Origin of the sequence: Paenibacillus sp. FSL H7-0442 (assembly GCF_038593105.1) — a bacterium.
GTDB classification, from domain to species: Bacteria; Bacillota; Bacilli; order Paenibacillales; family Paenibacillaceae; genus Paenibacillus; species Paenibacillus polymyxa_D.
Genome location: NZ_CP151963.1, coordinates 544,662 through 566,768, shown reverse-complemented (window position 1 = coordinate 566,768; position 22,107 = coordinate 544,662). Strand labels below are relative to the sequence as shown.

The following is a 22,107-nucleotide window of genomic DNA, read 5'->3' as shown; positions in this document are numbered from 1 at the left end:
CATTTTTAATCCTAGACGTGGTTTTACACGTTTACATCCGTACCCGTTCCTGAACTAGTTTCCTCAACATCGGATGTTAGTTCCGCACCGATGACCCGAATAATGTCGTTCGGATAAATATGTACACCGCTCGCCTGCGCAAGAGCGATCCGTACCATGGCTCGTGCGATGACTGAAGCCGGGATGGCACGGTAGGAAGCCAGCTTGCCTGTCATCAAGCCGTCCAGCGCCTTCATGACAACAGCGGCAGCGGCTTCGCCCAAACGTCGTTCAGGTCTCGCTCCCAAGATCAGCGACGGACGGAACAAATGCAGCGCAGACAGCCCGATAGCGGCAAGTGCCTCTTCAGCCTCACCCTTGGTGCGGTTATAAAACACGCGTGAATCTGGATCGGCCCCCATCGCTGAGATAGCTAGCATCTGTACAGCACCAGCCTCTTTGCCCAACTGGGCAGCTAGCACTGGATAGTCCACATCCACCTGACGGAACTGCTCCTTGGAGCCAGCCTTTTTCATCGTTGTCCCAAGGCAACAAAAAACATCATCCACCCCCTCGAAGGCGAACGCCGCTTTCTGTGGCTGTTCCCAATCGATAAGCGCCTGCTCCAGCTTGGGATGCTTGATGTCCAACGGACGTCTGCCCATAACCATGACGCGGTTGTATTCCTTTTGCACCAGCAGCTCTCGTACAACATAACCCCCGACAAGCCCTGTTGCACCCACAACGACCGCTTTACGTTCCATGATAGACCTCCTTTGTGCCATAACGCTCCTGCTCCTACAATTGCGATTAGGTTAATTTAAAGGGTTGTTCGTCCGCCTCCTTGCTTTTGGACGGACACATCGGTAGGTACAGGGAAAATGTACTTCCCTTGCCCTCCTCACTCTCCAGACGGATAAACCCGCCCAACAAGCGGGAAAAATCACGGCTGATGGACAATCCCAACCCAGTTCCTCCATATTTACGATTAATGGAACCGTTCGCCTGCTGGAATGCCTCAAAAATAACGTGTTGCTGAAGCTTGGAAATGCCGATGCCCGTATCTTTTACAGCAAATACAACCCAATCTCCCTCCTGTCCCTTTCGATCCAGATGTTGTGTACTGATTTCCAGCAATACACGTCCTTCATGAGTGAACTTAAAGGCATTGGACAACAGATTACGCAAAATTTGCTGTACTCGTTTGGAATCGGACCGAATTTCATTCGGTATAGGCTCATGCTCCTTTAAGCTGAATTCCAGGTTTTTATCCTTCGCAGTGACTTCAAACTGCATCATCATCACCTGCGCAATTTCACGCACATTGACCGGCTCACTTACGATTTCCATGTGTCCAGCCTCGACCTTGGACAAGTCCAGAATGTCGTTGATCAGTTGGAGCAAATCATGCCCCGAGGCATAGATGAGATCGCTGTACTGGTATAACTCGTCCTCATCCAGTTCCTTTCCCTGCTCGTTGATAATCTGCGCCAGGTTAATAATGCTGTTAAGAGGTGTACGTAACTCATGCGACATCGTTGCCATAAAATCCGATTTATATTGGGAAGCCATCATCAGTTGCTTGGCACGTTCCTCTAGAATGACCTTTGTCTTCTGCAACTCATCTCGCTGCTCTGATAACAACTCATTCGCCTGCTTAATCTGATGATTCCGCTGTTGCTCCATCTGAAAGTCCCGTAAAATCAGAGCAAATAGAAAACTGAGGACGATGCCGATTGGCAGTGTCAGAGGAACAACCTCCGCTACATAATAGCGCCAGGGAATGACGCCCAGGCAGGCTATATTTAACGTATTTACGATATTAACCGCTAAAATGGTCACCGATGCCTTGATAATCAGACGCCAGGTGGAACGCCGCATCCAGTAGTTCAATCCGGCGCACAGGACGCCCAGAATGCTCATATTCAAAAAGCCGACCCACGCCGCCATATGCAAACCGAAGGTAAATCTCGTAAGTCCGATTGCGACCCCAATAATAATAAGCGTATAGGAGCGGGGATACACCAATGCCGCGATAATCAGCGGTACAAAACGCAGATCAAAAATAACCGTTTCACTAAAGTTAAAACCAAAGCAAGAGCTGACCCATCCGCCAAATATCACTAGCAGCACGGAGCTGACATATTTGAACCGCGAAGAGGTACGACTCAAACCATATTTATAAATCACGTTCGCCACATAGGCAACGGCAATCAGCATCCCTAAATTCATTAAAAACATCATTGAAAATTGCATGGACTCACACTCCCATAGCGCAAAAAATTGGATGCCAGGCCTATGTTAACCGCGTTTGCCTTTCTTGTACATCATAACATGAAGCCCCATCTTTCGACATGTCAAAAGATGCTTAGCTCCCTATATAAAAAAGCGAACCTCAATGGCTCGCTCTAATGTGCTGATACCTATAGAATCAGCTTGTGATGCCTTTGTTCCGGCGCCACTCCTTGACAAATAATTCGGCAAAATAAGGGTCCCATTGGGTTCCCTTTCCCTCCTCCAATATCATAACCGCCTTCTCTTCCTTCATACCTTGCCGATAGGGGCGATTAGACGTCATTGCATCATAAGCATCCGCTACAGCAATGATTCGTCCAAATAAGGGGATATCTTCCCCAGCGAGCTGGTCAGGATATCCTTTGCCATCATAACGTTCATGGTGCGAGCGCACGCCAGGCAAATAAGGGGCCATAGCATAAGCCGGTTCAACTTGCCGGAGAATGCTCTCCCCCATAACCGGGTGCATTTTAATCTGATCAAACTCCTCGTCCGTCAGCTTGCCGTCCTTGAGTAGCACAGCGTCAGCCACGCCGATTTTACCGATATCATGCAGCAAGGCTGTTTTGCGCAGCAAATCGAGGTCCGCCTCATTCAAACCTCCCTTGCGCCCAATGAGTACAGAGTATTCAGCTACACGCAAAGAATGTCCTGCGGTATAGGCATCTCGTGCATCCAGTGCTGCCGCCAAGGTGGCGAAGTAACTGTCCAATAGCTGACCGTTCTTTTCTTCCCGTTCCTTTAGGCCCTCAATCATCATGTTAAATCCTTCGACCAGCTCCGCAAATTCGTCCGAATACAAATCGCTGGCATTACTGTTCAGGCGGCCTTCCTTCACTTCATTCATTTTTTCCAGCAGGTGGTGGATCGGCTGTTCGATCTCACGGGTCAGCAACCTGCCTCCCAGATAAGCAAAGGCTACACCAAAGATTAAAATCGCACCCGCCCATGCCCAATAGGAACTAGAATTCGCCGCCTCCAAACGTTCCAAGCGAATCTGTGTAGCTAAACAAAATAAAAATAAAGGAAAAGCACCAATGAGCGTCGCACTTAACTGAAATTTATGCCGAAGCGATAGCAGGACTCGTCCTCGCAGGGACAGGCTCAATCCATATTGCTGGTAGGTTCGATCCCGAATTTCCTCCAGCAGTGGTTTGATTGCTCTCATGGTCAGGAAAAATTCAACCAGTGCGTGCATGGAAGCGACCAGACAAGCTCCTATACAGGCGATTCCTACATAATAAAAGGGAAAAGTAAGTTGTCCAGTATGTATCATCCATAACGCAATGACGGTTGCCGGGATAGAGAAGCCTAACAAATGCGGTCCTACAATACGTAAAACTGACAAATTAGGCAGATGATGAACCCGGATATACACCGCTTCTACATCCTTGAGTGTTTCCTGGTTACCTAGAAAAAAACGATGAACCGGTCTCAAATGGACTCGAAACACTATGGTTTCACAAGCAATCATAATAACACTGGAAAATGCAATAATTTTAACAAGACCCCAAATTTCATGGTGGGCTACATTTAAGGTGGAAAATACAAAAATCATACCTACCAACAATACAGCGATAAACGAACCTATAATATAGTTCAGGATAACATGCTGAATAAAGCGCTTATAGGTCGGCAAATTGCTACCCCTCTTTTCATCCGTACACTCTAAAATATCTTGTGTATTCAATATCGGAGTCCAACCATCAAAAGTTTACCTTCTTGCTTGAGCATTTTACAATACGAAGACGACTTTTAGTCTGCAATTTATAGATGGGAAATCATACTATTCTTAATTAAGAAACCAAACACACCTTGTGTTTTAGATATATTCCTGCTATACTATTAAAGTATGTATTAACCCCATAAGATTCCACGCAACAAGCTATTACTCCTAATCACCGTATGGAGCTTCTCCAAATTTTATGTATAACCCTAATGTAGAATTTTGAGCTTTTGCCGAAGATTTTCACATTCACACTGGCGCGGTCATCGGAGCCGCAAGGACGAAAGAGAGGTAGGGCTTTTGTCGTTTGGAAAATGAACAGTGGAATCACACTGCCCCTTATGAACATGCTGACCATATATTGCAAGGTAGCAGGGGTTGAATATATATTATGCCATCAAACGATGAAGTTTGGGCAAGCTGTGCAGTACATGCAAACTGCACCCATCCTCCGGATGATCCCCGGGGGATTTTTCATTTTACGGAAACCGTATCATGAACAAAAAAATGACCCCGTCGATACATCGACAGGGCCTATAGCTTGATCAAAAAGGGGTTAATAGGGTCATTATAGTCTCGCTTTCTTAAAACTAAATGATATGCACCTTAAAAACTCATTAATTCTCCAGTTTTATATACCTTTTAATAATTCGTCCAATATTCTGTACCATCGGTCGGCATCGTTTGCGTAGTGGAACGTCTTGTTTCGGCTTGAGTGCGCCTTTGGGTCGAGGGACGCTCCCATCCTTCCAGTAAAACAACATGTTGGGTACCCGAATTGTTTTCCCAAGTGATGTAGCGCTCCTGTTCCATATGTCGCAAGGCGACTGTAATTTCAGCGTCTCGCTTGCCCGTTTTTACGGTCAATTCCGCCATTGTAGGCATGTGGCGATGCTGGGCGAAATAATTATACAAAATACGTAGCAGCTTTCGTTCCAAATCTGGCAACATCGTCTTCCCTCCTAAAAAGAACATATGTTCCCATTATAACACATAAAAATGCACCCTCCTACTGGAAGATGCACTGGGCTTGTATTCCCATGTTGAATTCAGCCTTTTTCCTTCTCTTGACGACCGACAGAGCGCAGCCACCAAGCGACTCCACCAACACTTCCAAGTGCCAGAACCGTTAAGAAAATAATATAGAACAAATGAAATGCACGATCACTCATGGCAATCGCCTCCCTTACTTTATGTATACACTTTCCAGCTAAGCCTGTAAACCTCTTTTTGATCCCACATTCTAAATTTCCCCAAGAACTCGACAATAGATACTTGCTTGAGATCCATCGGTGCATACTAACTAAAAATGGTTAATACCAAATATGAGACAGACCAAGGAGGTTATCGAATATGAAATTCCTATTGATCGTGATCATCGTCGTGCTGATCGTTGTGTTGCTTATGAGAAGACGCAGATAAGCGGCGACATCCTGCATGGTTAAAAAGGAATACAAAAAGGGCTTTCGGCACATCACCGAAAGCCTTTATTCATATGAGGTTAGGGCTAAATTACGCCTTGTTCTTCTTGCTATATTTAATAAAAGCAATTACAAGCGCTACAGCAAACAATATTCCGCTGACTACCCATGTTGTCAGAAATGCCATACCCAAACCCACATTAGACCCCATCGTCGGGTGCTGCATGGCAGTAAACACCGAGCCCTGCATCATAAATATGGTACAGAATAAAACAACGGGCGCCAAAATAATCGTGCTTGCCGTCTTCCGACTACCAGATACTGCGATCACGCACAGAGCGGAAATAACCAAGATTACCCAATATATAACTGCTTCCCAAATCACTGAAGTGCCCACTGTTCAACCTCTTTTCTATCCATTCGTATATGCCTCTTCTATTGTAACAGACGTCACACAGTGAACCAAGCCATAATTTGATCAGAAAAGGGGTAAACTCTGCGAATAACGTAAATAATGTACAGTAGCAATCCTACATTAAAGACAGGAAAGGAAATGATTCCATGAGAAGTGCAAGCCCTTTTGTCATTGTAAACGACGTGCAGCAGTCAATTGACTATTACCAATCGGTTTTAGGCGGAAAAATCAAAGTGCTAAACAAGCAGGAAGGCAGACTCTTGCACGCTGAACTTCACCTGGGTAGCAGTCATATCCATTTTTCGGATTCCTACGGTAAGCCGCTGAAAGCACAGCATGTACAAATCATTCTCGACTGTGAAAGTGAGGACGAGCTTAAGCAGGCTTACCACGCACTAGCAGAAAAGGGTACCGTTACCGTGGAGCTACAAGATACTTTCTTTGGTGCGCTGCACGGCGAAGTAACAGATCACCTCAACCAGATTGGATGGGTGATGAACTATTTTAAGAGATGATCACGTTCAGCCATAACCGAATACGTCTTATAGCCACCATCAACGTTCCTCACCCGATAACCGTATTGGATCAAAATTCGGGCCGCAATATAGCCTCGCAGACCAACTTGGCAGGATACCGCGATCTCCAGATCACTAGGGATTTCCGCCATCCGCTCTCTAATCTCGGCCAGAGGAATATGAATCGAACCTGGAATGGCTCCTGCCTGTAGCTCCACTGCATCCCTAACATCAATAATAAGACCACCCTTTCGGTGAAAATCATCAACTTCATGCCACTGTATCGTTTGGACCAGCCCATCCATGATATTCGAAGCCACGTAGCCAGCCATATTCACAGGGTCTTTTGCTGAAGAATAGGGAGGTGCGTAAGCAAGTTCAATATCAGCCAGTTCTCGGACGTTCAAATGACCACGAATAGCCGTCGCAATGACATCAATTCTTTTGTCTGCTCCATCAGCTCCAACAGCCTGCGCCCCATAGATCATCCCATTCTCGGGATTAAAGAGCAGCTTCATAGCGATGGGTGATGCGCCAGGATAATAACCAGCATGCGAACCGGGATGAATATGAACAGCCTGATAAGGAACACCCAGCCGCTGTAATGTTTTTTCATTATTACCTGTAGATGCTGAAGTCAATGCAAAGGTCTTAATGACGGATGTTCCGAGCGCCCCATCATAAGAAATTGTCTGACCGTTAATATGATCCGCTGCCAAGCGCCCCTGACGATTGGCTCCCCAAGCTAGCGATACCATCGTTGCAAACCCATGATTGCGGTCCTTGACCTGGATGGCATCCCCCACCGCATAAATGGCCGGATCGCTGGTTTGCAGTTGGGCGTTAACCTGGATGGCGCCGCGAAAACCAAGTTCCAATCCGCTTTGCTTGGCCAACTCATTTTCAGGAACAACACCGATCGCCAGAATAACCATGTCCGTCTGAAGCACACCCCCGGAGGTCAAACGAAGTTGTGCACCCTGCTCTTCAAAAGCCGTGACTCCTTCCTCTAAACGCACCTCCACCCCGTTCAGTCTCATATGCTGTTCTACCAATTTAGCCATTTCAGGGTCCAGCGGATTCAATAATTGTTGTCCCATATCAATAATAGTTACTGCAAGTCCACGCTCTCGCAAATTCTCGGCCATCTCCAGCCCAATAAATCCGGCCCCGATCACCGTGACATGCTTTGGATGTCTTTCATCTACATATGCCTTAATAACGTCCGTATCATGAATATTTCTTAATGTAAATAGATTCATAGCTTCATGTAATCCGGGAATGTCCGGTATCATCGGTTTGGCTCCCGGCGACAATACCACAATATCATATGGCTGCTCATCTGTTTCCCCTGTAACCATATCGCGGAAATGGACGAGCTTCTGCTCCCGGTCTATTTGTATCACTTCTTTCAGTACCCGCACATCTATATTAAAACGGTCTCTTATCCCTTGAGGTGTTTGGAGAAACAGCTTCTCTCGCGCAGGGATTACCCCGCCAATATAGTAGGGAAGGCCACAGTTCGCAAAAGAAACATGCTCTCCGCGTTCAAACAGAGTAATCTCGTCTTCCTCATTCCATCTACGCAATCTCGCAGCAGCAGAAGCTCCACCTGCTACCCCGCCAATAATAACTATTTTTCTACCCACTTCTTCCCCTCCTTATATACCCTATGGGGTATAATATATACCTATGGGGGTATGTTGTCAACACGCAAAAAAAGACGGAGGTTGCCCCCCGCCTGATCAACCCTGAACGAATACCGATCTGGGTCGAAAAATCACTTGCGATGCTACACGAATGCTCTGTCACACTTAGTCTAAGAAGAGTCTACTGCTACTACTGCTGGCTGGCCGCGATCGCCTGCTCCAGATCATACAATATATCGTCTATTGCTTCTGTCCCGACAGATAGGCGTAACAGCTCCGGTTTGACTCCGGCAGCAACCTGTTCTTCCTCATTCAACTGCTGGTGCGTTGTGCTTGCCGGATGAATAATCAAAGACTTGGAATCACCTACATTCGCCAAATGAGAAAATAGCTTTACATTCGCAATTAGCTTGCTTCCCGCCTGGCTTCCACCTTTAATACCAAAGGTCAGGATTGCTCCTTGTCCTTTCGGCAAATACTTTTGAGCTAATGCGTAGGACGGGTGGCTCGGCAACCCGGTGTAGCTTACCCACTCCACATCCTTGTGGCCTTCGAGATATTGCGCTACCTTCAAGGCATTTTGACTATGTCTTTCCAGCCGCAGATGAAGTGTCTCCAAGCCTTGAAGCAGCAGCCATGAATTGAACGGAGAAATGGCAGCTCCCAAGTCCCGTAGCAATTGCACCCGTGCCTTGATAATATATGCGATAGGTCCCACCGCCTCGGTGTAAACAACTCCGTGGTAGCTCGGGTCCGGCTCAGTCAGCCCCGGGAAACGACCATTCGCTTTCCAGTCAAACTTGCCGCTGTCCACGATCACCCCACCAATAGACGTACCGTGTCCGCCAATAAACTTCGTTGCCGAATGCACGACAATGTCCGCTCCGTATTCAATAGGACGCAATAAGTAAGGACTTGGGAACGTGTTATCCACAATCAGCGGAATACCATATTCGTGCGCAATCGCCGCTACTGCTTCCACATCCAGCACATTGCCCTGTGGATTGCCAATCGTTTCGGCAAAGATGGCCTTCGTTTTATCCGTAATGGCATGGCGGAAATTCTCTGGATCATCCGAATCGACAAAATGCACCTTAATACCCAATTTGGGCAGTGTGGTAGAAAACAGATTATATGTACCGCCATACAGGCTGGAGGCTGATACAATTTCATCTCCAGCTCCCGCAATGTTCAGAATGGAGAAGGAAATCGCCGCCATTCCCGAAGCTGTGGCCAACGCGCCAGCCCCGCCTTCCAGTGCGGCAATCCGTTGCTCGAACACATCCGTGGTCGGATTCATCAGACGCGTATAAATGTTGCCGAATTCTTTCAGCGAGAACAAATCAGCCGCATGCTCGGCATCCCGAAATCCATATGAAGTGGTTTGGTACAACGGAACGGCGCGGGAAAAGGTAGTAGGATCAATCTCTTGTCCGGCATGGACAGCGAGAGTTTCGAATGACAGCTTGCGTTCTTCTGACATGATTATTTCCTCCCTTGTTATACGTGCTGTATGAATCGTCTCTTCCTGTATGCGTAGTCATGGATGATTTTTCAATTATTCTCGCACAAAAAGAACGATTTGGGAAGATAATTCTCATTATTCAGGTAGGATATTATCATTTTATTTAAAGCATCAGGTTTCGGATCGAAAGGTTTTGCCCAAATGCTCACCCAGACCAAAATAATGGCGGAAATTATAGATGAGCGGACTCCACTTTGTCGGATCAATATGGTTCTCGCCGAGGATGATATCCTGATGAACATGCACCTGTATGGCTTGAGTTTCGACGATAGCAAAATAAGGAGAATGGTCAGGAATTCTTACATCCCTCACCTTGGCTTCAATTTGAATAGGGCACTCCCTAATTCGGGCAGGCTTGACCCTATTCGACTCAATCGAAGTGAGTCCGCTGATCTCATACTTATCTTTATGGTACATAAATCCATGTTCCTTTTTTTCCGCTGGAACAGGATTCTTACCTGTATAAGGAGCCAAACGTTCTACATTTTCCCACATGGAAGGTCCCGGAACATTGATTACACATTCGGGATGCCGCTCCATATTTTCTAATGCTTTGCCACCTGTTCCAATGCCTAGTACCACACAATCTCCTAATGCCCACGAGGAGGAAATCGGGCTAATATTGGTCGTTCCATCCTCATTCACCGTATTGAGTAAAATCACAGGGGTTCCGTAATATAAAATGCTAGGGTTAATCGTTTTAACGTTTGGGGTATGATTCATCTCATTCATCTGATTTGTTGGGTTCATTATCTCTTCTCCTTCTATTCAGATCTACCTCCCTATTGTAAAATATAAATATTTCAACCTTCATCGAAGTATGGATTACAAAGGGGGATAACCGTGCCATGAGTACCAAGTCAAATGTAGCTATGATTGCTTCTCTTGTTAGCGAGCCTTCTCGTGCAGCTATACTCACCGCTTTATTAGACGGCAGATTCCACACGGCAAGTGAATTGGCCCATATGGCAGGCATCAAACCGCAAACGGCCAGCTTCCATCTGGCTAAAATGACCGAGGCACACGTCGTTACTGTGGAAAAACAAGGGCGTCACCGTTACTATGGCATTCAAGACCCCGAAGTTGCCCGGGTGATGGAGTCATTTTTATCCATAGCTCCACCTGTTCCAATCAAGTCATTCAAACAAGCCTCCGAAAACGAGGCCATACGGTTGGCAAGAACTTGCTACGATCATGTTGCGGGTCAATTAGGCGTACAGCTCATGAATTTTTTCATGCAAAAGGGGATTCTTTCCGAGGATCAGGACGGGCTTCATATTACGGACCAAGGAGAGACTTTCTTCACTGACTTTCAGATTGACCTTACAAAAACAAGACAAAAGCGCCGCTCTTTCTCACATAAATGCCTGGATTGGAGTGAACGACGCCATCACCTTGCCGGTGCTTTAGGAAGTGCTATTCTGGACAGATTATTCGAATTACATTGGATCGAGCGTCTGCCTACAACCCGAGCGATACGTATTACAGCCGAGGGTAAAAGAGGTTTTAAAGAGATATTTTCGATAGAGGTCGACTAGATCATCAGAGTCCTTTTATTTTTCGCATTACCTCAAATCAAGCAGACTGTTTGAATTGGGCAATAGCAATGGCGGAGTCCTGAAAGTTAACTCCTGTCGTAGTAAGCAGGATAAATTAAGAAGCTTTCCCGCTCTGATCCGCCGCTTTTGCCCCATCTGCCGGAGAAGGTTGAATGGTATTATGAAAAAAAGGTAGCCACAGCCACATACGTCTCCTTTTCATAGTCAATGATGTGTATACATATGACTAATCCGCATATCAAGACTGTGCGTTTCCCCAGAGTAATGAAACAGGTGTGGGCTGGATGAAGCTGTTCATTGATCAACCTCTCTTGAAGAACTCTACCGTTTCGTTAAATGATTGCTGAGCCGAATGTACGTTATATCGGGGAGAGTACGGATCACTGAATCCGTGCTGTCCGCTGAATTTATGTACCCGGATATTACGGTTATCTAAAATTGAAATGAGCTCATCCACATTAAATGATGGTTCTTCCTGTGGGAAAAAAAGCAGTGTTGGACAATGTGGAGTTATTTCTAAATAATTCCTAATACGAGAGCCATAGTATCCTACAATTCCATCAACATACTTTTCTTTACTACACAGCCAGGCAACCGTTGCCCCTATGCTAAAGCCGACGATAAATACCTTTTTATAGCGAGCTCGAATACTTAATAATAAACTTTCGATATGATAGAAAGAGCGTTCAAATCCTATATTTTCTATAAAATTGGTATAGGCACTTTCCTCTTGCGAATAGTCATAAGGCGTTTCTTTGCCTAGTAAATTTGGACAAATGACATCATAACCCTGATCTGATAATAGGCTACAAAAATTTTGTATATGCTTGTTAATCCCATAAATCTCATGCAGTACAACAATTAGGGTGCTCGACTTTTTATCTATGCTTATCATATTGTCCCCCTAACCAGTTTTGAATATGGGAAAATAATTCATCCGGATACGCGTATTTATACTTAGCTGCCACTTCCGAGGATAATCGTTTGAACAACTTTAAGGATACGACCAATGCTTCCCAACTATGATTGGGATCGTATTTCCCAAAAGATTTCTTCAAATCAGTAACAACATCTTGATCAGCCCATTCATTCATGAATTTCCCTGCATGCCAAGTATCATATTCCGATCCATGTACAGCTTTTGCATGCCACTCTATCATTTGCAGCAATAATTGTTTACAGTCCATATCTCTTTGCTTAGCTACCCACAGATCATTACGCAAAATTTGTTTAGCCACATATAGAGAGGCGAAGCAATACATGTTAACAACCTGTAGATAAGCACCTTCAGATATTAGAGGAGTATCCGGGATCGTTGTGGTTTGAGAAATGATTTGATTTCCATTCCCCGTCTTATCGAGCAGCATCCTGACCCCCCGCTGAAATCCTTCAGGAATACGTCCATTTTTGATTATATGATCCAGATCAGAAATATGACGGAATAGAAAATCAACCTCAGCCCCTTGGTCAAAGAGAACGAGTTTTTCCGGATCCCCTTTTGCCGTTCGAAACATAAAGCTGGTCCAAACTTTGCCGATGTTTAGTAACCATTGATCATTTTGAAGATAGTAATCTGGATTCGTTGAAAAGACGACTACATCCAAGTCAGAAAACTCATCAAAAGGCTTGTCCTCTCTTGCCCGGGACCCAACGATATAAACCGCAATAATTTCCTCATTAGAGATTCCCCATTCGGATATACGCTCCTCAAGCACTTCGTAAGCATTATTCATTACAATATATCCTCCTTTTTTAGAAAACATTATATCCAATCCAATAATTACGGTATATATTTTTAGTTAACATTCAAAGGAATGCTGCCTGATATACACCATTCATCAAATCAATTTCCCAATCTTCATCCTGTGATATAATTCTTTCAATATTACAGTTTGGAAGGATGGTGCAGATGTCGGAGCAGCGAGTATACATCCGGTTCTCTGAGGAGACGGACGCCGCAGAGTTGGCAGCAATGTACAAGCGCAATCGAGAATTCTTTGAGAAGTTTTCGCCAAACAACCAAGAGAAGTACTATACGGAGGAGCACCAGCTCCAGACGATTATTAAAAGCAAGGCCGACATGATGGAAGACCGGAAATATTCCTTCGTGGTATGCCACAAGGAGGACGACCGGATTATAGGCAGCATAAGCCTATCTTTTGTGGTGAGAGGACCGCTTCAGAGCTGTATGATCGGATACAGTCTAGACCAAGCATATAACGGAAAGGGTTATACGACGGAGGCGGTGAAGCAAGTGGTTCACTATGCCTTCGATGAGCTAAAGTTTCACCGGATCTTCGGGGAAGCCTCTCCCCAGAATCCAGGATCCATACGTGTGCTTGAGAAGGCTGGCTTTCACAAAGAAGGCATCTCTCGAAGCAACGTAAAGATCAACGGAAAATGGGAGGATCACCAGGTTTTGGCGATTATAAATCCATCTGAGGATATCTAGTTTTTCAGAGTGAACAATCATTTAACCATTGTAGGTGGTAGATAAAAGTACCAAATTTCAATATTCTTATTATTGTAATTGAATTTCGGGAAATTCCAAGGAGGTTATTATGAAGTATCAATCCATCAAACTGAATGAAAAGTTATCTAAGTTTAGTGATCATTGGTCTCCGAAAGTTATTGGTGAAATGAATGACTATCAATTTAAATTGGTGAAAATAGTTGGGGATTTTGTATGGCATGATCATCAGGATACCGACGAGGTCTTTATTGTACTTGAAGGTGAGATGTTCATTGATTTTAGAGATGGACGGGTACAAGTTTCTCAGGGAGAGATGTTTATTGTACCTAAGGGGGTCGAACATAAACCTTTCGCCCATGAGGAGTGCCATATCATGCTAGTAGAGCCGAGGGGAGTGGTAAATACTGGAGGAGCAGAGTCAGAATTAACGGCAGCCAATGATACTTGGATTTGAATATATAGCAATAATTAGAAGTGAACAAGAAAAATTGAAGCTGATCGGAGATGGGGCGTATGCACTCCGTAGCTGTCTATTATTGCATTAAGCAACGGGCAGGGGGGATAGTTAAACAAAAATTTCGAGAAAGGAAGAGTATAGTGGATGATAAGAAACGCAGAATTTAAGAATAGTTATGCAGGATGGCGAGAAGTAGAAATAAAGGATTCCTCTCTAGGCATTACATTTCCCATGATGGTAATGTATCCAACGAACGAACCCGAACAAATAGAGCGATTGGGTCCATACCAGTTAGAGTTGGCGAGAGAGGCAGGGCCATCGGAAGGAAGGTTCCCTTTGGTTATCATCTCTCACGGTACTGGCAGTACACCGTTTGTGTATCGGATTTTGGCGCAGTATTTAGCACGTAATGGTTTTATTGTCGGCATTCCAGAGCATCCATTTAACAATCGAAATGATAATAGTCTGGAAGGGACTGCCCAGAATCTTATCTATAGACCTAGACATCTTAATATGGCCACCGATTGGTTTTTCGATAGTATGCTTTTCAAGGACAATTTGATACAGAATGCTGTGTCGCTCATTGGACATTCCATGGGTGGTTATACGGTATTAGCAGCGGCAGGTGGCGTGCCGACTTCTTTTCCTCACGAGACCTCGGACGGAAAGCCCCAGCTTATAGAGGTTACACCAGATTACCGAGTAAAATGCCTCGTTTTACTAGCGCCAGCGTCGGTCTGGTTTCGAGCTGAAGATAGCTTGCGTACGGTTAATCTACCTATCTTAATGATGGATGCAGAGAAGGATCAGTACACTCCTTCTTTACACGCGCGTATAATATTGGATGGCGTGCTGGACCCTAAGAAGGTACAATACAAAACAGTAAAAAACGCCGGACATTTCTCCTTTCTGAGTCCCTTCCCGAAATCGATGAGGACTCCAGCCTTTCTCCCATCGCAAGACCCTCCCGGCTTTGATCGCGAACATTTCCATAGGGGACTTAATGCTGACATATTGGATTTTCTATATGCTCATACACGTTAGTTGGATGACAACAGCGGCTGTCTAAGACTTTATCTTTCAAGTCTTGGTCCGCCGCTGTTTGATTTTTTGTTCAGTCTAAAGCTTTATTTCCACTGGATATTTTACAGAAACTGTGTTCTTTTGGCTGGGCTCTCTCAGTGCATGATTTCTCTCTTATTCACCTTAACACCTGATAAGGATTGATCAAACATATCGAGAATAAAAAGGAACCTCTCAGCTTCACGAAATACATGATCGGCTAATAAAGGATGGATAATGCTTTTTATTCGGCACTCGTCGATTAAATCACGCGCTGTTTTCTTAAAATCACGCAAGGACTTCACAGAGACACGGTTCTCATCAACAAATTGACTCAGGAGTGGAACGGTTTGTGACTGTGGTCGCATATGACTTAGGTCAATCGCTTGAAACATTAGCATATCAAAATCATTACTAAACTCCCTAGCTTGTTCAACCAGTTTACGTTCGGATGGATCAAGTAAATGGCCTATAAATTTTGCGTGATCGGCCATGATTTTTAAGAAAAATACATTTTCGTCAATAATAGCATCAGGTAAGGGTTCAAGTGTTCCTGAATTCAGTTCTCCTAAACGGTTTCTGAAATAATTTGCTTCCCGACTTACGTGATCTACCAGTAAAGGAAAATTGGTTTGTCCAGGAAGCTTGCATTGTAATATAAGGCCCAGTACCATCCTCTTAAATGCCCAAATATTCGTCGCCGCATTCTGAACTTCCGTATTAAACTCTTTGATTGTATAAGGATCTGTCTTGTTATTAAATTCATGCGACCTTTTCTCGATATCCTCGAAAATAGCGTAAAACTGATTGGCTTCTGTTTTAAGTTGAGTATCTTCCGCTCTAAAACCTAACCCCAGAAAAAAGGAATGCTCCTTCATAATCCTCGACCAAAATCGTATTTCATCTAATGAGCGCGCTACGAATGCATCCAATCATATCCCTCCTCTATGTGAGCAAAAAGCACTTACTTAGTCATATGGGATATGCCAGGTTATTATGATTATCGAATCCCACGCCTCATATTAGTCTAATTCTGAAGTTAACAAATTAAATTCCATAATAATACTCATATTTGAATTTATATCATTTAATGTTTGGACATTTCTCCCAATCTAGTTCTATAATTCACTTGTTATTACATATATTTAGGAGGAAGTCATGAACAATATTATATTCAAAAAACTAGGAACAATAGTGTTAGCCCTTCTCATTGGAGCTTCGGTGTTCTCATTGTTCCCTACCGTTACAAAAGCTGAGACTACAAATGTGACTTGGAAAAACGGGTCTGTAGTAACTACTCTTGATGGGATTTCAACAAGCGACAGAGCGACAGTGGGGAAAACAAATGGGAAATGGTATTGGGAAGTGAAGGTCAACAATGTTGCTTCATTCGTAGGAATAACAGGTGAATCGGACAAACAATATCAAGCATATTATGGGGCTAGTGGTGAAATTTGGAATAACATCAAATCACCAGTAAAGCTAGCCTACAATTATGGTTTTGGAGTTGATTACGTTATCGGCATTGCATTGGACTTAGATAACGATAAAATAGTTTGGTACGCTAATGGGGTTTCACGCGGAGCTAATTCCATTAAACCATCTGAACTAGAGGGGTCACAGATTTTCCCTGTGGTTTTAAGTGGAACTGGTCAGAAAATAGCTTTTGAGGCTAATTTCGGAGCTAGTGAGTTTAAATATCCTATTCCTGAAGGTTTTTTACCTTATCAAGATTCGGGTACATCTACAACGCCTGATCCATCTACAAAGCCTGACCCGTCTACAACACCGGATCCATCCACTAAGCCCGATCCGTCTACTACACCGGATCCATCCACTAAGCCCGATCCGTCTACTACACCGGATCCATCCACTAAGCCCGATCCGTCTACTACACCGGATCCGTCCACTAAGCCCGATCCGTCGGATACAGATGGGGCCTCCCAACCAACTGGTGACCGCGCCATTCTGACTGTAACGATGGACAATGGATTTGATAAAGAATTCGATTTGAGTAAAAAAGAACTCAATGCCTTCATCGCATGGTATGACGCTAAAGATGCTGGTAGAGGTGCTTCTTTCTTTGCCATTGACAAACATAATAACAACAAAGGTCCATTCAGTAATCGCAAAGACTACGTAATCTTCAATAAAATTCTCACATTTGAAGTAAGCGAATATTCAACGAAATAAACATGATGAAGGACTTCATACGGCTAACATGCCAATGAAGTCCTTTTTTCACCATTACCCTAATCTCGAAATCACGCCTACATTGCTATACTGGATGATACAATTTTCCTAGACCAAAGCTTTGCACACCTACATTTGGCCCCCAACTTTGTTTGTACTTAGATCAATATTTTTAGTGTACACTTTGTTATTAATGAGACTAATGATGCTGTTAACTACAATTGATGTAAGTACCGTTAACAACGTTAGCCACAACAAGATCAAGATAGATACCTTGGGGAAGAAAACAATACTTTGAAAATAGTAATAACAAAAAAAGGTGTGGGTTAACCAAATATTCATTGAATTTTTACCTAAGTAAGCGAAAGGTCTGGCTAGTTTTAATTTATTCATTAAATGAATACTAACGAGGATAAGTACAGGAGCTATGATCATATCAATCGTTGTCTTCTCAAATAATTGACTCGTGGTACGAAAATGAAATAGCACTACAATTATTATAATATCAAACAGTATGTTGTTAAATATAATGGAGTTATAAATCTTATTCATCCATGAATACAATTTATATTTAGCAAAGAACAACCCTATCATAAACGGCAACTGCCAATACATAATACTGTAATAATTTCCTTGTGAATATGAATTATAAAAAACAAGGCCGGAAATGAGTAAAGTTACCCATGCATTACGTTGAAAGGCTTGGAAGGTGACCGGAAAAATTAATAGCAACAAAATATAATCATATAAAAACCACCACTCACCATTATATGAACTGGATAGGGCTATAAAATTCCGCAAAAAATCCATTACTGAATTATTTTGAAATCTATCAGAATTTCCAAAGAAGTATAGACCTACTGGAATAAAAAGCAAAAAGACAACCCAGTAATTTATCATTATTTTACTTAATCTTGTAAAGCTTTTCTGCATTAAATGGTGTGGATTTTGAATATTGCTCTTATATAATCCATAACCACTTAGAAACAAAAAAATAGATATTGCTATTTGACCAAAATGTCCTACATAAAATTCCCCTCTTTCATGAAATAAACTAAATAATGAAACATAGTCATACTTTAATCTATCAGGAAAAGCGAAGAGGTGATGGATCAAAAGTAGTATTACAGCAATACCTTTTGCAATATTTGTTTCTGCAAGCTTTAATTCCTTGTCATGGTGCACACAATATCCTCTTTTCTAGTTGTAATTGAATAGAGATATATTAGCACAAACAAAAAAATATAAAATATTTTTTTTTTAAACACCATTACACCCTCCATTTTTATACAAAAAAATGCGGATCCAAAAGCCTATAGACCACGCTATGCCTGAGTTTGTAAGTTATTGGTGAAGGGGATAACCCCCGGCTTTGTGACATTGCCTAATTTGATAGAATGAGTCATTTATACAATTTTTAGCAATAAAGTGCGTCCGATATCCTATACTAAAAAAAATGCCTTTAAATAGATTGAGCCACTGTTTATATCCTTTTTGTTAAAACTTAAAAGTATTATGTATTCAACATTAATATTCGATAATAAAGGTAACAAGATAAAATGAGCAACTACCTCAACCGATGAGGACACTCACAGGAGAATTCGTCATGTTAAAAAAAGCTCTATTCATTGCTCTACTTTCTGTAGCTCTAACAGCTTGTGGAAGCAATTTCAAAGAAGCAACGACAAGGTCTGGGTCTTCAAGTACATCCTTTGCTACTGAACAAACAGCAAGCAATGAAAATACTGCTCAGCAAGCTTCTACAAATCAGGTCACAGATAAACAATATTTATTTGCTGAATTCATGAAAGATGGAACCCCCATGTTAACAGAAGATCAAGCTTCTATGGAACAAACGTCTTATGACTTCATTGCTAAAAACAGTGACTTATTTCCTTCCACAGATAAAAGCAAAGTCATTAATCTAGTAGACAAATCCGTAACAACAAAACACTTAAATAAAAATTTGAACTTATACTTAAACAAATTTGTAAAAATAAGCGGCGATGTAATAGATATAGAAGAAGATAACATTCCTATAGGAACAACGGCTATCGTTTATATTAGTGATGAAAATGATAATACAGTAATGGCAGTTTATCCGGGAGCAAGTGGGGAAATTTTTGAAGGAGACGTTGCTACAGTTATTGGAGTTCCTATCGCTAATTTTTCATATGAAAATATTTCAGGTGGCTATACGAATACTACACTGTTAGCAGCTTCTTTTCTCACGAAAGAAAATCAATAAATTTTAATCATGCAAGCCCTTAAGCGAGTATTCAACTAAATACACAACGATAGAGACTCTATCCGGCTAAATAAAGTGATTAGGAAATTGTTCAAATGCAAAAAGCTCTGCCGACCCATAAGGTTAGCAGAGCTTTTTATCTAATCTAATTTCGGACAGAATGAAAGAAGGTCGTTCAACTTGATTGATGGGTCATTATCATACAATTCTTTTCGCAAAATTAAACCCAACATGATTTAAGGATGATAACCAAGAGGATATAGAGCACCAAAATAGCCGCTGTAGAAGTCCACACACCGCAAACAGCTGCACCTGCACATCCGCTCATAGCTTTAGCCCTCCTTTATTTGTCTTCATCTTAATATATGTGTAAATATGTTTTATGACCGGGCATTCAGGTAAACATAAAAAACACTCCATTTACGCATGCCAGCGGAATATTAGGATACTTTCCGATCGCGTGCTGATATCTTTGTTAATATGGAAGATGAGATATACACCGCGAAAAAGCCATGCTTAATAGTTCCTGATTGTAAATCTGATACTTACGGTTTTGATCTAACACCCAATTTGCAAATCCCACAGCTTTAGTGTAGCAATTATAATCATAGGGATTAATTTTAAACTCAAGAATATTCAGCATCATCTGATTCTCTTCATCTGATAATTCCAAGCCCAACTGGCTAAACTGTCTTTGACGAATTCTCCGAGCGGTGTCGTCTTGTATGGCTCTGTGCTGAATGGACACTTGTCCTTTATGTTGACGATAATATAATAAGCTTATGGGGAGGTTTGCTATTTGTACCTGACAGGCTAATCGGTTCCACAGTTCGTAGTCTTCGGCATGAGGATAACTACTATCATATTGAATGTTTAGCCGATGTATCATGCTATTGCGTAATATTGTAGCAGGATGGCAGATACAGCAATGAAATAACAACCATGTTCTAATTTCTTCATGACTAGCCGGATTCACCTTAAGTGCCCCTCCACTAGAAGTAGTAAAAGCAGCACCACATACATCAATTAAGGGATTTTGATCCATGAATGATATTTGCACATCCAATCGATCTGGCGTAGAAATATCATCGCTATCCATACGAACGATATATTCACCAGTTGCCCTATTGAATCCCTCGTTTAAAGTAGCAACCAAACCTTGATTGGTACTATGGAATATTTTAACCACTCTAGGATCTGTTATTTGTGAAATAACAAAAGCGGATCCATCTGTTGAGCCATCATCAATAATAATCAATTCAAAATCGGAATAGGTTTGAGCTAATATACTGTGGATTGCTTCCCAAACAAAGGACACAGTGTTATAAACTGGAAGTATAACTGAAGCTCGTGGCACAAGAAGTTCCCTCCATTCTACATTTTAAAATTAGAAAATATTATTTTGCATAAAAGCCAACTTCCCTATTTTTCTCGAAAACTATTTCTTCGAATGTTCATGCTCCAAGTATATGTATTGAAATATATTTTGAGGCGGCTTCTCGGTAAAAAAAGCTTTCCATAGCCACCCTTTGGGGTATTTATAGAAAGCTAATCTGCTTTGCAGCGTCTATAGCGCTCACTTAAAATTTTTCAGGAAACTGTTTGACAATGCCTTCTGTCAGAATGTCCGCTAAATGAATCATATGGATCTCGTTTTTGTCGGTTGGAATGGAATATATGATAGAAGTATTCATGGGCTTGTTTGCACTAATTCTTATATTATATCCTTTCAAAGTACTGGTACGATGGTTATTAGAATTCTTAAATTTTAAAAATGTCGTCACTTCCTTTATTACTTTTGGCACGCTTGCTTTGTCGTATCTAATATTTATTACAGTTAGATCACAATCAATAGAGGATATATTAAAAGGAGCTTCGATTGCCATACCTGTTTTTGTACTATACTTAGTAATTGATCTTCAAAAAAATAATGAAGAGAAGGAAACTGCATTACCCACTACTCCATAAAACAGTAAAGATACCCTGACGCTTTAAGTAAGTGAGTAATCAAATAAAGACTCTTATGGCAATATATTAGCAGAGTCCTTTCATTTACTCTAAATTCACATTGATCACGGAAAAATAAGATTAGTTAATCTTAATAGCTATTCGGTGATCGGTGTGTTGAATCTAAAAGTAAACAATCCCCGCTGACCAAGTATGGTTAGCGGGGATTGTTTAGTTGTTTTTGAGTTGTTGTTTACGATTATCTTTTACTGTGGTTTTCAGGCTCGCGACGTTTTAAACCTGCCAATCCAATTAACCCCAACAGACCAAGCCACCCCCAATTATTATTATTATCGTTATCATTATTATTAGTAGTAGTTAGCATTTGTGTTCTACCATTGTCGTTTGTGCCCATATTGTTTTGACTGTTTTCAGCAAATGCTACTGCCGCTCCAAAGCTTGAAATCATTAATGCAACAACAGCCATTATCTTCATTTTTTTCAACATACCTAAACCACTCCCTTAAATTTGTGTTTGCAATCAATTTTTTAATGTATTTAGCATGCCAATTGAACTTATTTCTTATACACACATTAAATCTTCACTACTGGGAATCATAAATTTGTACATCATTAAAATTAA

The 22,107-nt window shown here is 42.2% G+C and carries 23 protein-coding genes and 1 pseudogene; 7 read left to right on the top strand and 17 right to left on the bottom strand.

Features of this window, described 5'->3' with window-relative positions; genetic code table 11:
• Window positions 1-23 precede the first annotated feature (23 nt).
• The 6 genes from MHH57_RS02515 to MHH57_RS02490 all read right to left on the bottom strand — a co-directional run bounded on the left by MHH57_RS02515 (window position 24) and on the right by MHH57_RS02490 (window position 5,818).
• Window positions 24-743: an NAD(P)H-binding protein gene (locus tag MHH57_RS02515; protein ID WP_342425590.1), complete on the bottom strand. Its 720-nt coding sequence runs from the start codon at window positions 741-743 to the stop codon at window positions 24-26.
• 46 nt (window positions 744-789) lie between these two features.
• On the bottom strand, window positions 790-2,235 hold the full coding sequence (locus tag MHH57_RS02510) for an ATP-binding protein (RefSeq protein ID WP_340954006.1): 1,446 nt from the start codon (window positions 2,233-2,235) through the stop codon (window positions 790-792).
• Between the two features lie 175 nt (window positions 2,236-2,410).
• The gene (locus MHH57_RS02505) at window positions 2,411-3,913 is read right to left on the bottom strand and encodes an HD domain-containing phosphohydrolase (protein WP_342425589.1); all 1,503 of its coding nucleotides are present in this window, start codon (window positions 3,911-3,913) and stop codon (window positions 2,411-2,413) included.
• 729 nt (window positions 3,914-4,642) lie between these two features.
• On the bottom strand, window positions 4,643-4,951 hold the full coding sequence (locus MHH57_RS02500; protein WP_029516002.1) for a hypothetical protein: 309 nt from the start codon (window positions 4,949-4,951) through the stop codon (window positions 4,643-4,645).
• Window positions 4,952-5,049: 98 nt separating this feature from the next.
• A complete protein-coding gene (locus tag MHH57_RS02495) occupies window positions 5,050-5,172 on the bottom strand; it encodes a hypothetical protein (RefSeq protein WP_342434792.1) in 123 nt (40 codons plus the stop codon).
• A gap of 340 nt (window positions 5,173-5,512) precedes the next feature.
• Window positions 5,513-5,818, bottom strand: coding sequence for a hypothetical protein (locus MHH57_RS02490; RefSeq protein ID WP_238794843.1), 306 nt, complete (start codon window positions 5,816-5,818; stop codon window positions 5,513-5,515).
• A gap of 164 nt (window positions 5,819-5,982) precedes the next feature.
• Here MHH57_RS02490 and MHH57_RS02485 point away from each other — a divergent pair, with 164 nt between their 5' ends.
• The gene (locus tag MHH57_RS02485; RefSeq protein ID WP_029516003.1) at window positions 5,983-6,351 is read left to right on the top strand and encodes a VOC family protein; all 369 of its coding nucleotides are present in this window, start codon (window positions 5,983-5,985) and stop codon (window positions 6,349-6,351) included.
• Here MHH57_RS02485 and MHH57_RS02480 read toward each other — a convergent pair.
• From MHH57_RS02480 to MHH57_RS02470, 3 genes are all read right to left on the bottom strand, one after another.
• Window positions 6,336-8,000: a CoA-disulfide reductase gene (locus tag MHH57_RS02480; RefSeq protein ID WP_029516004.1), complete on the bottom strand. Its 1,665-nt coding sequence runs from the start codon at window positions 7,998-8,000 to the stop codon at window positions 6,336-6,338. The genes MHH57_RS02485 and MHH57_RS02480 overlap by 16 nt on opposite strands.
• A 190-nt stretch (window positions 8,001-8,190) precedes the next feature.
• Entirely contained in the window at window positions 8,191-9,483 is a 1,293-nt protein-coding gene (locus MHH57_RS02475; RefSeq protein WP_165148041.1) for a homocysteine synthase, read from the bottom strand.
• A gap of 153 nt (window positions 9,484-9,636) precedes the next feature.
• A complete protein-coding gene (locus MHH57_RS02470) occupies window positions 9,637-10,275 on the bottom strand; it encodes a flavin reductase family protein (RefSeq protein WP_165148038.1) in 639 nt (212 codons plus the stop codon).
• A gap of 98 nt (window positions 10,276-10,373) precedes the next feature.
• Here MHH57_RS02470 and MHH57_RS02465 point away from each other — a divergent pair, with 98 nt between their 5' ends.
• Window positions 10,374-11,063, top strand: coding sequence for a winged helix-turn-helix domain-containing protein (locus tag MHH57_RS02465; protein ID WP_029516008.1), 690 nt, complete (start codon window positions 10,374-10,376; stop codon window positions 11,061-11,063).
• A gap of 322 nt (window positions 11,064-11,385) precedes the next feature.
• On the opposite strand, the gene MHH57_RS02460 is transcribed toward MHH57_RS02465, so the two are convergent.
• Window positions 11,386-11,979: a dienelactone hydrolase family protein gene (locus MHH57_RS02460; RefSeq protein WP_029516009.1), complete on the bottom strand. Its 594-nt coding sequence runs from the start codon at window positions 11,977-11,979 to the stop codon at window positions 11,386-11,388.
• A complete protein-coding gene (locus MHH57_RS02455) occupies window positions 11,963-12,817 on the bottom strand; it encodes an aminoglycoside 6-adenylyltransferase (RefSeq protein ID WP_029516010.1) in 855 nt (284 codons plus the stop codon). Before MHH57_RS02455 ends, MHH57_RS02460 begins: the two co-directional genes overlap by 17 nt.
• A gap of 176 nt (window positions 12,818-12,993) precedes the next feature.
• On the opposite strand from MHH57_RS02455, the gene MHH57_RS02450 reads away from it, so the two are divergent.
• The 3 genes from MHH57_RS02450 to MHH57_RS02440 all read left to right on the top strand — a co-directional run bounded on the left by MHH57_RS02450 (window position 12,994) and on the right by MHH57_RS02440 (window position 15,058).
• Window positions 12,994-13,536, top strand: coding sequence for a GNAT family protein (locus tag MHH57_RS02450; protein ID WP_080658582.1), 543 nt, complete (start codon window positions 12,994-12,996; stop codon window positions 13,534-13,536).
• Window positions 13,537-13,645: 109 nt separating this feature from the next.
• A complete protein-coding gene (locus MHH57_RS02445) occupies window positions 13,646-14,011 on the top strand; it encodes a cupin domain-containing protein (protein WP_039270324.1) in 366 nt (121 codons plus the stop codon).
• A 147-nt stretch (window positions 14,012-14,158) separates the two neighbouring features.
• On the top strand, window positions 14,159-15,058 hold the full coding sequence (locus MHH57_RS02440) for an alpha/beta fold hydrolase (RefSeq protein ID WP_342434791.1): 900 nt from the start codon (window positions 14,159-14,161) through the stop codon (window positions 15,056-15,058).
• 134 nt (window positions 15,059-15,192) lie between these two features.
• On the opposite strand, the gene MHH57_RS02435 is transcribed toward MHH57_RS02440, so the two are convergent.
• Window positions 15,193-16,008, bottom strand: coding sequence for a DUF2935 domain-containing protein (locus MHH57_RS02435; RefSeq protein WP_039270320.1), 816 nt, complete (start codon window positions 16,006-16,008; stop codon window positions 15,193-15,195).
• Between the two features lie 226 nt (window positions 16,009-16,234).
• Here MHH57_RS02435 and MHH57_RS02430 point away from each other — a divergent pair, with 226 nt between their 5' ends.
• Complete coding sequence (locus MHH57_RS02430) at window positions 16,235-17,269, top strand: SPRY domain-containing protein (RefSeq protein WP_342434790.1); 1,035 nt, start codon at window positions 16,235-16,237, stop codon at window positions 17,267-17,269.
• Between the two features lie 129 nt (window positions 17,270-17,398).
• Here the strand turns inward: MHH57_RS02430 and MHH57_RS02425 are convergent, their stop codons facing one another.
• Window positions 17,399-18,454 (bottom strand): acyltransferase family protein, encoded by a 1,056-nt coding sequence (locus tag MHH57_RS02425; RefSeq protein ID WP_342434789.1) that lies wholly within the window; start codon window positions 18,452-18,454, stop codon window positions 17,399-17,401.
• A gap of 421 nt (window positions 18,455-18,875) precedes the next feature.
• Here MHH57_RS02425 and MHH57_RS02420 point away from each other — a divergent pair, with 421 nt between their 5' ends.
• Window positions 18,876-19,517: a hypothetical protein gene (locus MHH57_RS02420; protein ID WP_069010792.1), complete on the top strand. Its 642-nt coding sequence runs from the start codon at window positions 18,876-18,878 to the stop codon at window positions 19,515-19,517.
• 220 nt (window positions 19,518-19,737) lie between these two features.
• Here MHH57_RS02420 and MHH57_RS02415 read toward each other — a convergent pair whose 3' ends face one another.
• The 4 genes and pseudogenes from MHH57_RS02415 to MHH57_RS02400 all read right to left on the bottom strand — a co-directional run bounded on the left by MHH57_RS02415 (window position 19,738) and on the right by MHH57_RS02400 (window position 21,972).
• Window positions 19,738-19,845: a hypothetical protein gene (locus tag MHH57_RS02415; RefSeq protein ID WP_023986758.1), complete on the bottom strand. Its 108-nt coding sequence runs from the start codon at window positions 19,843-19,845 to the stop codon at window positions 19,738-19,740.
• 147 nt (window positions 19,846-19,992) lie between these two features.
• Entirely contained in the window at window positions 19,993-20,874 is an 882-nt protein-coding gene (locus tag MHH57_RS02410) for a glycosyltransferase family 2 protein (protein WP_342434788.1), read from the bottom strand.
• Window positions 20,875-21,097: 223 nt separating this feature from the next.
• Window positions 21,098-21,181: pseudogene (locus tag MHH57_RS02405) on the bottom strand (glycosyltransferase); the annotation flags it as partial.
• A gap of 542 nt (window positions 21,182-21,723) precedes the next feature.
• On the bottom strand, window positions 21,724-21,972 hold the full coding sequence (locus tag MHH57_RS02400) for a WGxxGxxG family protein (protein WP_029516020.1): 249 nt from the start codon (window positions 21,970-21,972) through the stop codon (window positions 21,724-21,726).
• Between the last annotated feature and the right edge of the window lie 135 nt (window positions 21,973-22,107).

What these genes read in the sequence shown, in the direction of transcription:
- MHH57_RS02465 (WP_029516008.1), top strand. Translation starts at nt 10,374, where the DNA reads ATGAGTACCAAGTCAAATGTAGCTATGATTGCTTCTCTTGTTAGCGAG.
- MHH57_RS02500 (WP_029516002.1), bottom strand. Translation starts at nt 4,951, where the DNA reads ATGTTGCCAGATTTGGAACGAAAGCTGCTACGTATTTTGTATAATTAT.
- MHH57_RS02430 (WP_342434790.1), top strand. Translation starts at nt 16,235, where the DNA reads ATGAACAATATTATATTCAAAAAACTAGGAACAATAGTGTTAGCCCTT.
- MHH57_RS02515 (WP_342425590.1), bottom strand. Translation starts at nt 743, where the DNA reads ATGGAACGTAAAGCGGTCGTTGTGGGTGCAACAGGGCTTGTCGGGGGT.
- MHH57_RS02510 (WP_340954006.1), bottom strand. Translation starts at nt 2,235, where the DNA reads ATGCAATTTTCAATGATGTTTTTAATGAATTTAGGGATGCTGATTGCC.
- MHH57_RS02485 (WP_029516003.1), top strand. Translation starts at nt 5,983, where the DNA reads ATGAGAAGTGCAAGCCCTTTTGTCATTGTAAACGACGTGCAGCAGTCA.
- MHH57_RS02455 (WP_029516010.1), bottom strand. Translation starts at nt 12,817, where the DNA reads ATGAATAATGCTTACGAAGTGCTTGAGGAGCGTATATCCGAATGGGGA.
- MHH57_RS02475 (WP_165148041.1), bottom strand. Translation starts at nt 9,483, where the DNA reads ATGTCAGAAGAACGCAAGCTGTCATTCGAAACTCTCGCTGTCCATGCC.
- MHH57_RS02440 (WP_342434791.1), top strand. Translation starts at nt 14,159, where the DNA reads ATGATAAGAAACGCAGAATTTAAGAATAGTTATGCAGGATGGCGAGAA.
- MHH57_RS02400 (WP_029516020.1), bottom strand. Translation starts at nt 21,972, where the DNA reads ATGTTGAAAAAAATGAAGATAATGGCTGTTGTTGCATTAATGATTTCA.
- MHH57_RS02420 (WP_069010792.1), top strand. Translation starts at nt 18,876, where the DNA reads ATGTTAAAAAAAGCTCTATTCATTGCTCTACTTTCTGTAGCTCTAACA.
- MHH57_RS02450 (WP_080658582.1), top strand. Translation starts at nt 12,994, where the DNA reads ATGTCGGAGCAGCGAGTATACATCCGGTTCTCTGAGGAGACGGACGCC.
- MHH57_RS02495 (WP_342434792.1), bottom strand. Translation starts at nt 5,172, where the DNA reads ATGAGTGATCGTGCATTTCATTTGTTCTATATTATTTTCTTAACGGTT.
- MHH57_RS02445 (WP_039270324.1), top strand. Translation starts at nt 13,646, where the DNA reads ATGAAGTATCAATCCATCAAACTGAATGAAAAGTTATCTAAGTTTAGT.
- MHH57_RS02470 (WP_165148038.1), bottom strand. Translation starts at nt 10,275, where the DNA reads ATGAACCCAACAAATCAGATGAATGAGATGAATCATACCCCAAACGTT.
- MHH57_RS02415 (WP_023986758.1), bottom strand. Translation starts at nt 19,845, where the DNA reads ATGAGCGGATGTGCAGGTGCAGCTGTTTGCGGTGTGTGGACTTCTACA.
- MHH57_RS02460 (WP_029516009.1), bottom strand. Translation starts at nt 11,979, where the DNA reads ATGATAAGCATAGATAAAAAGTCGAGCACCCTAATTGTTGTACTGCAT.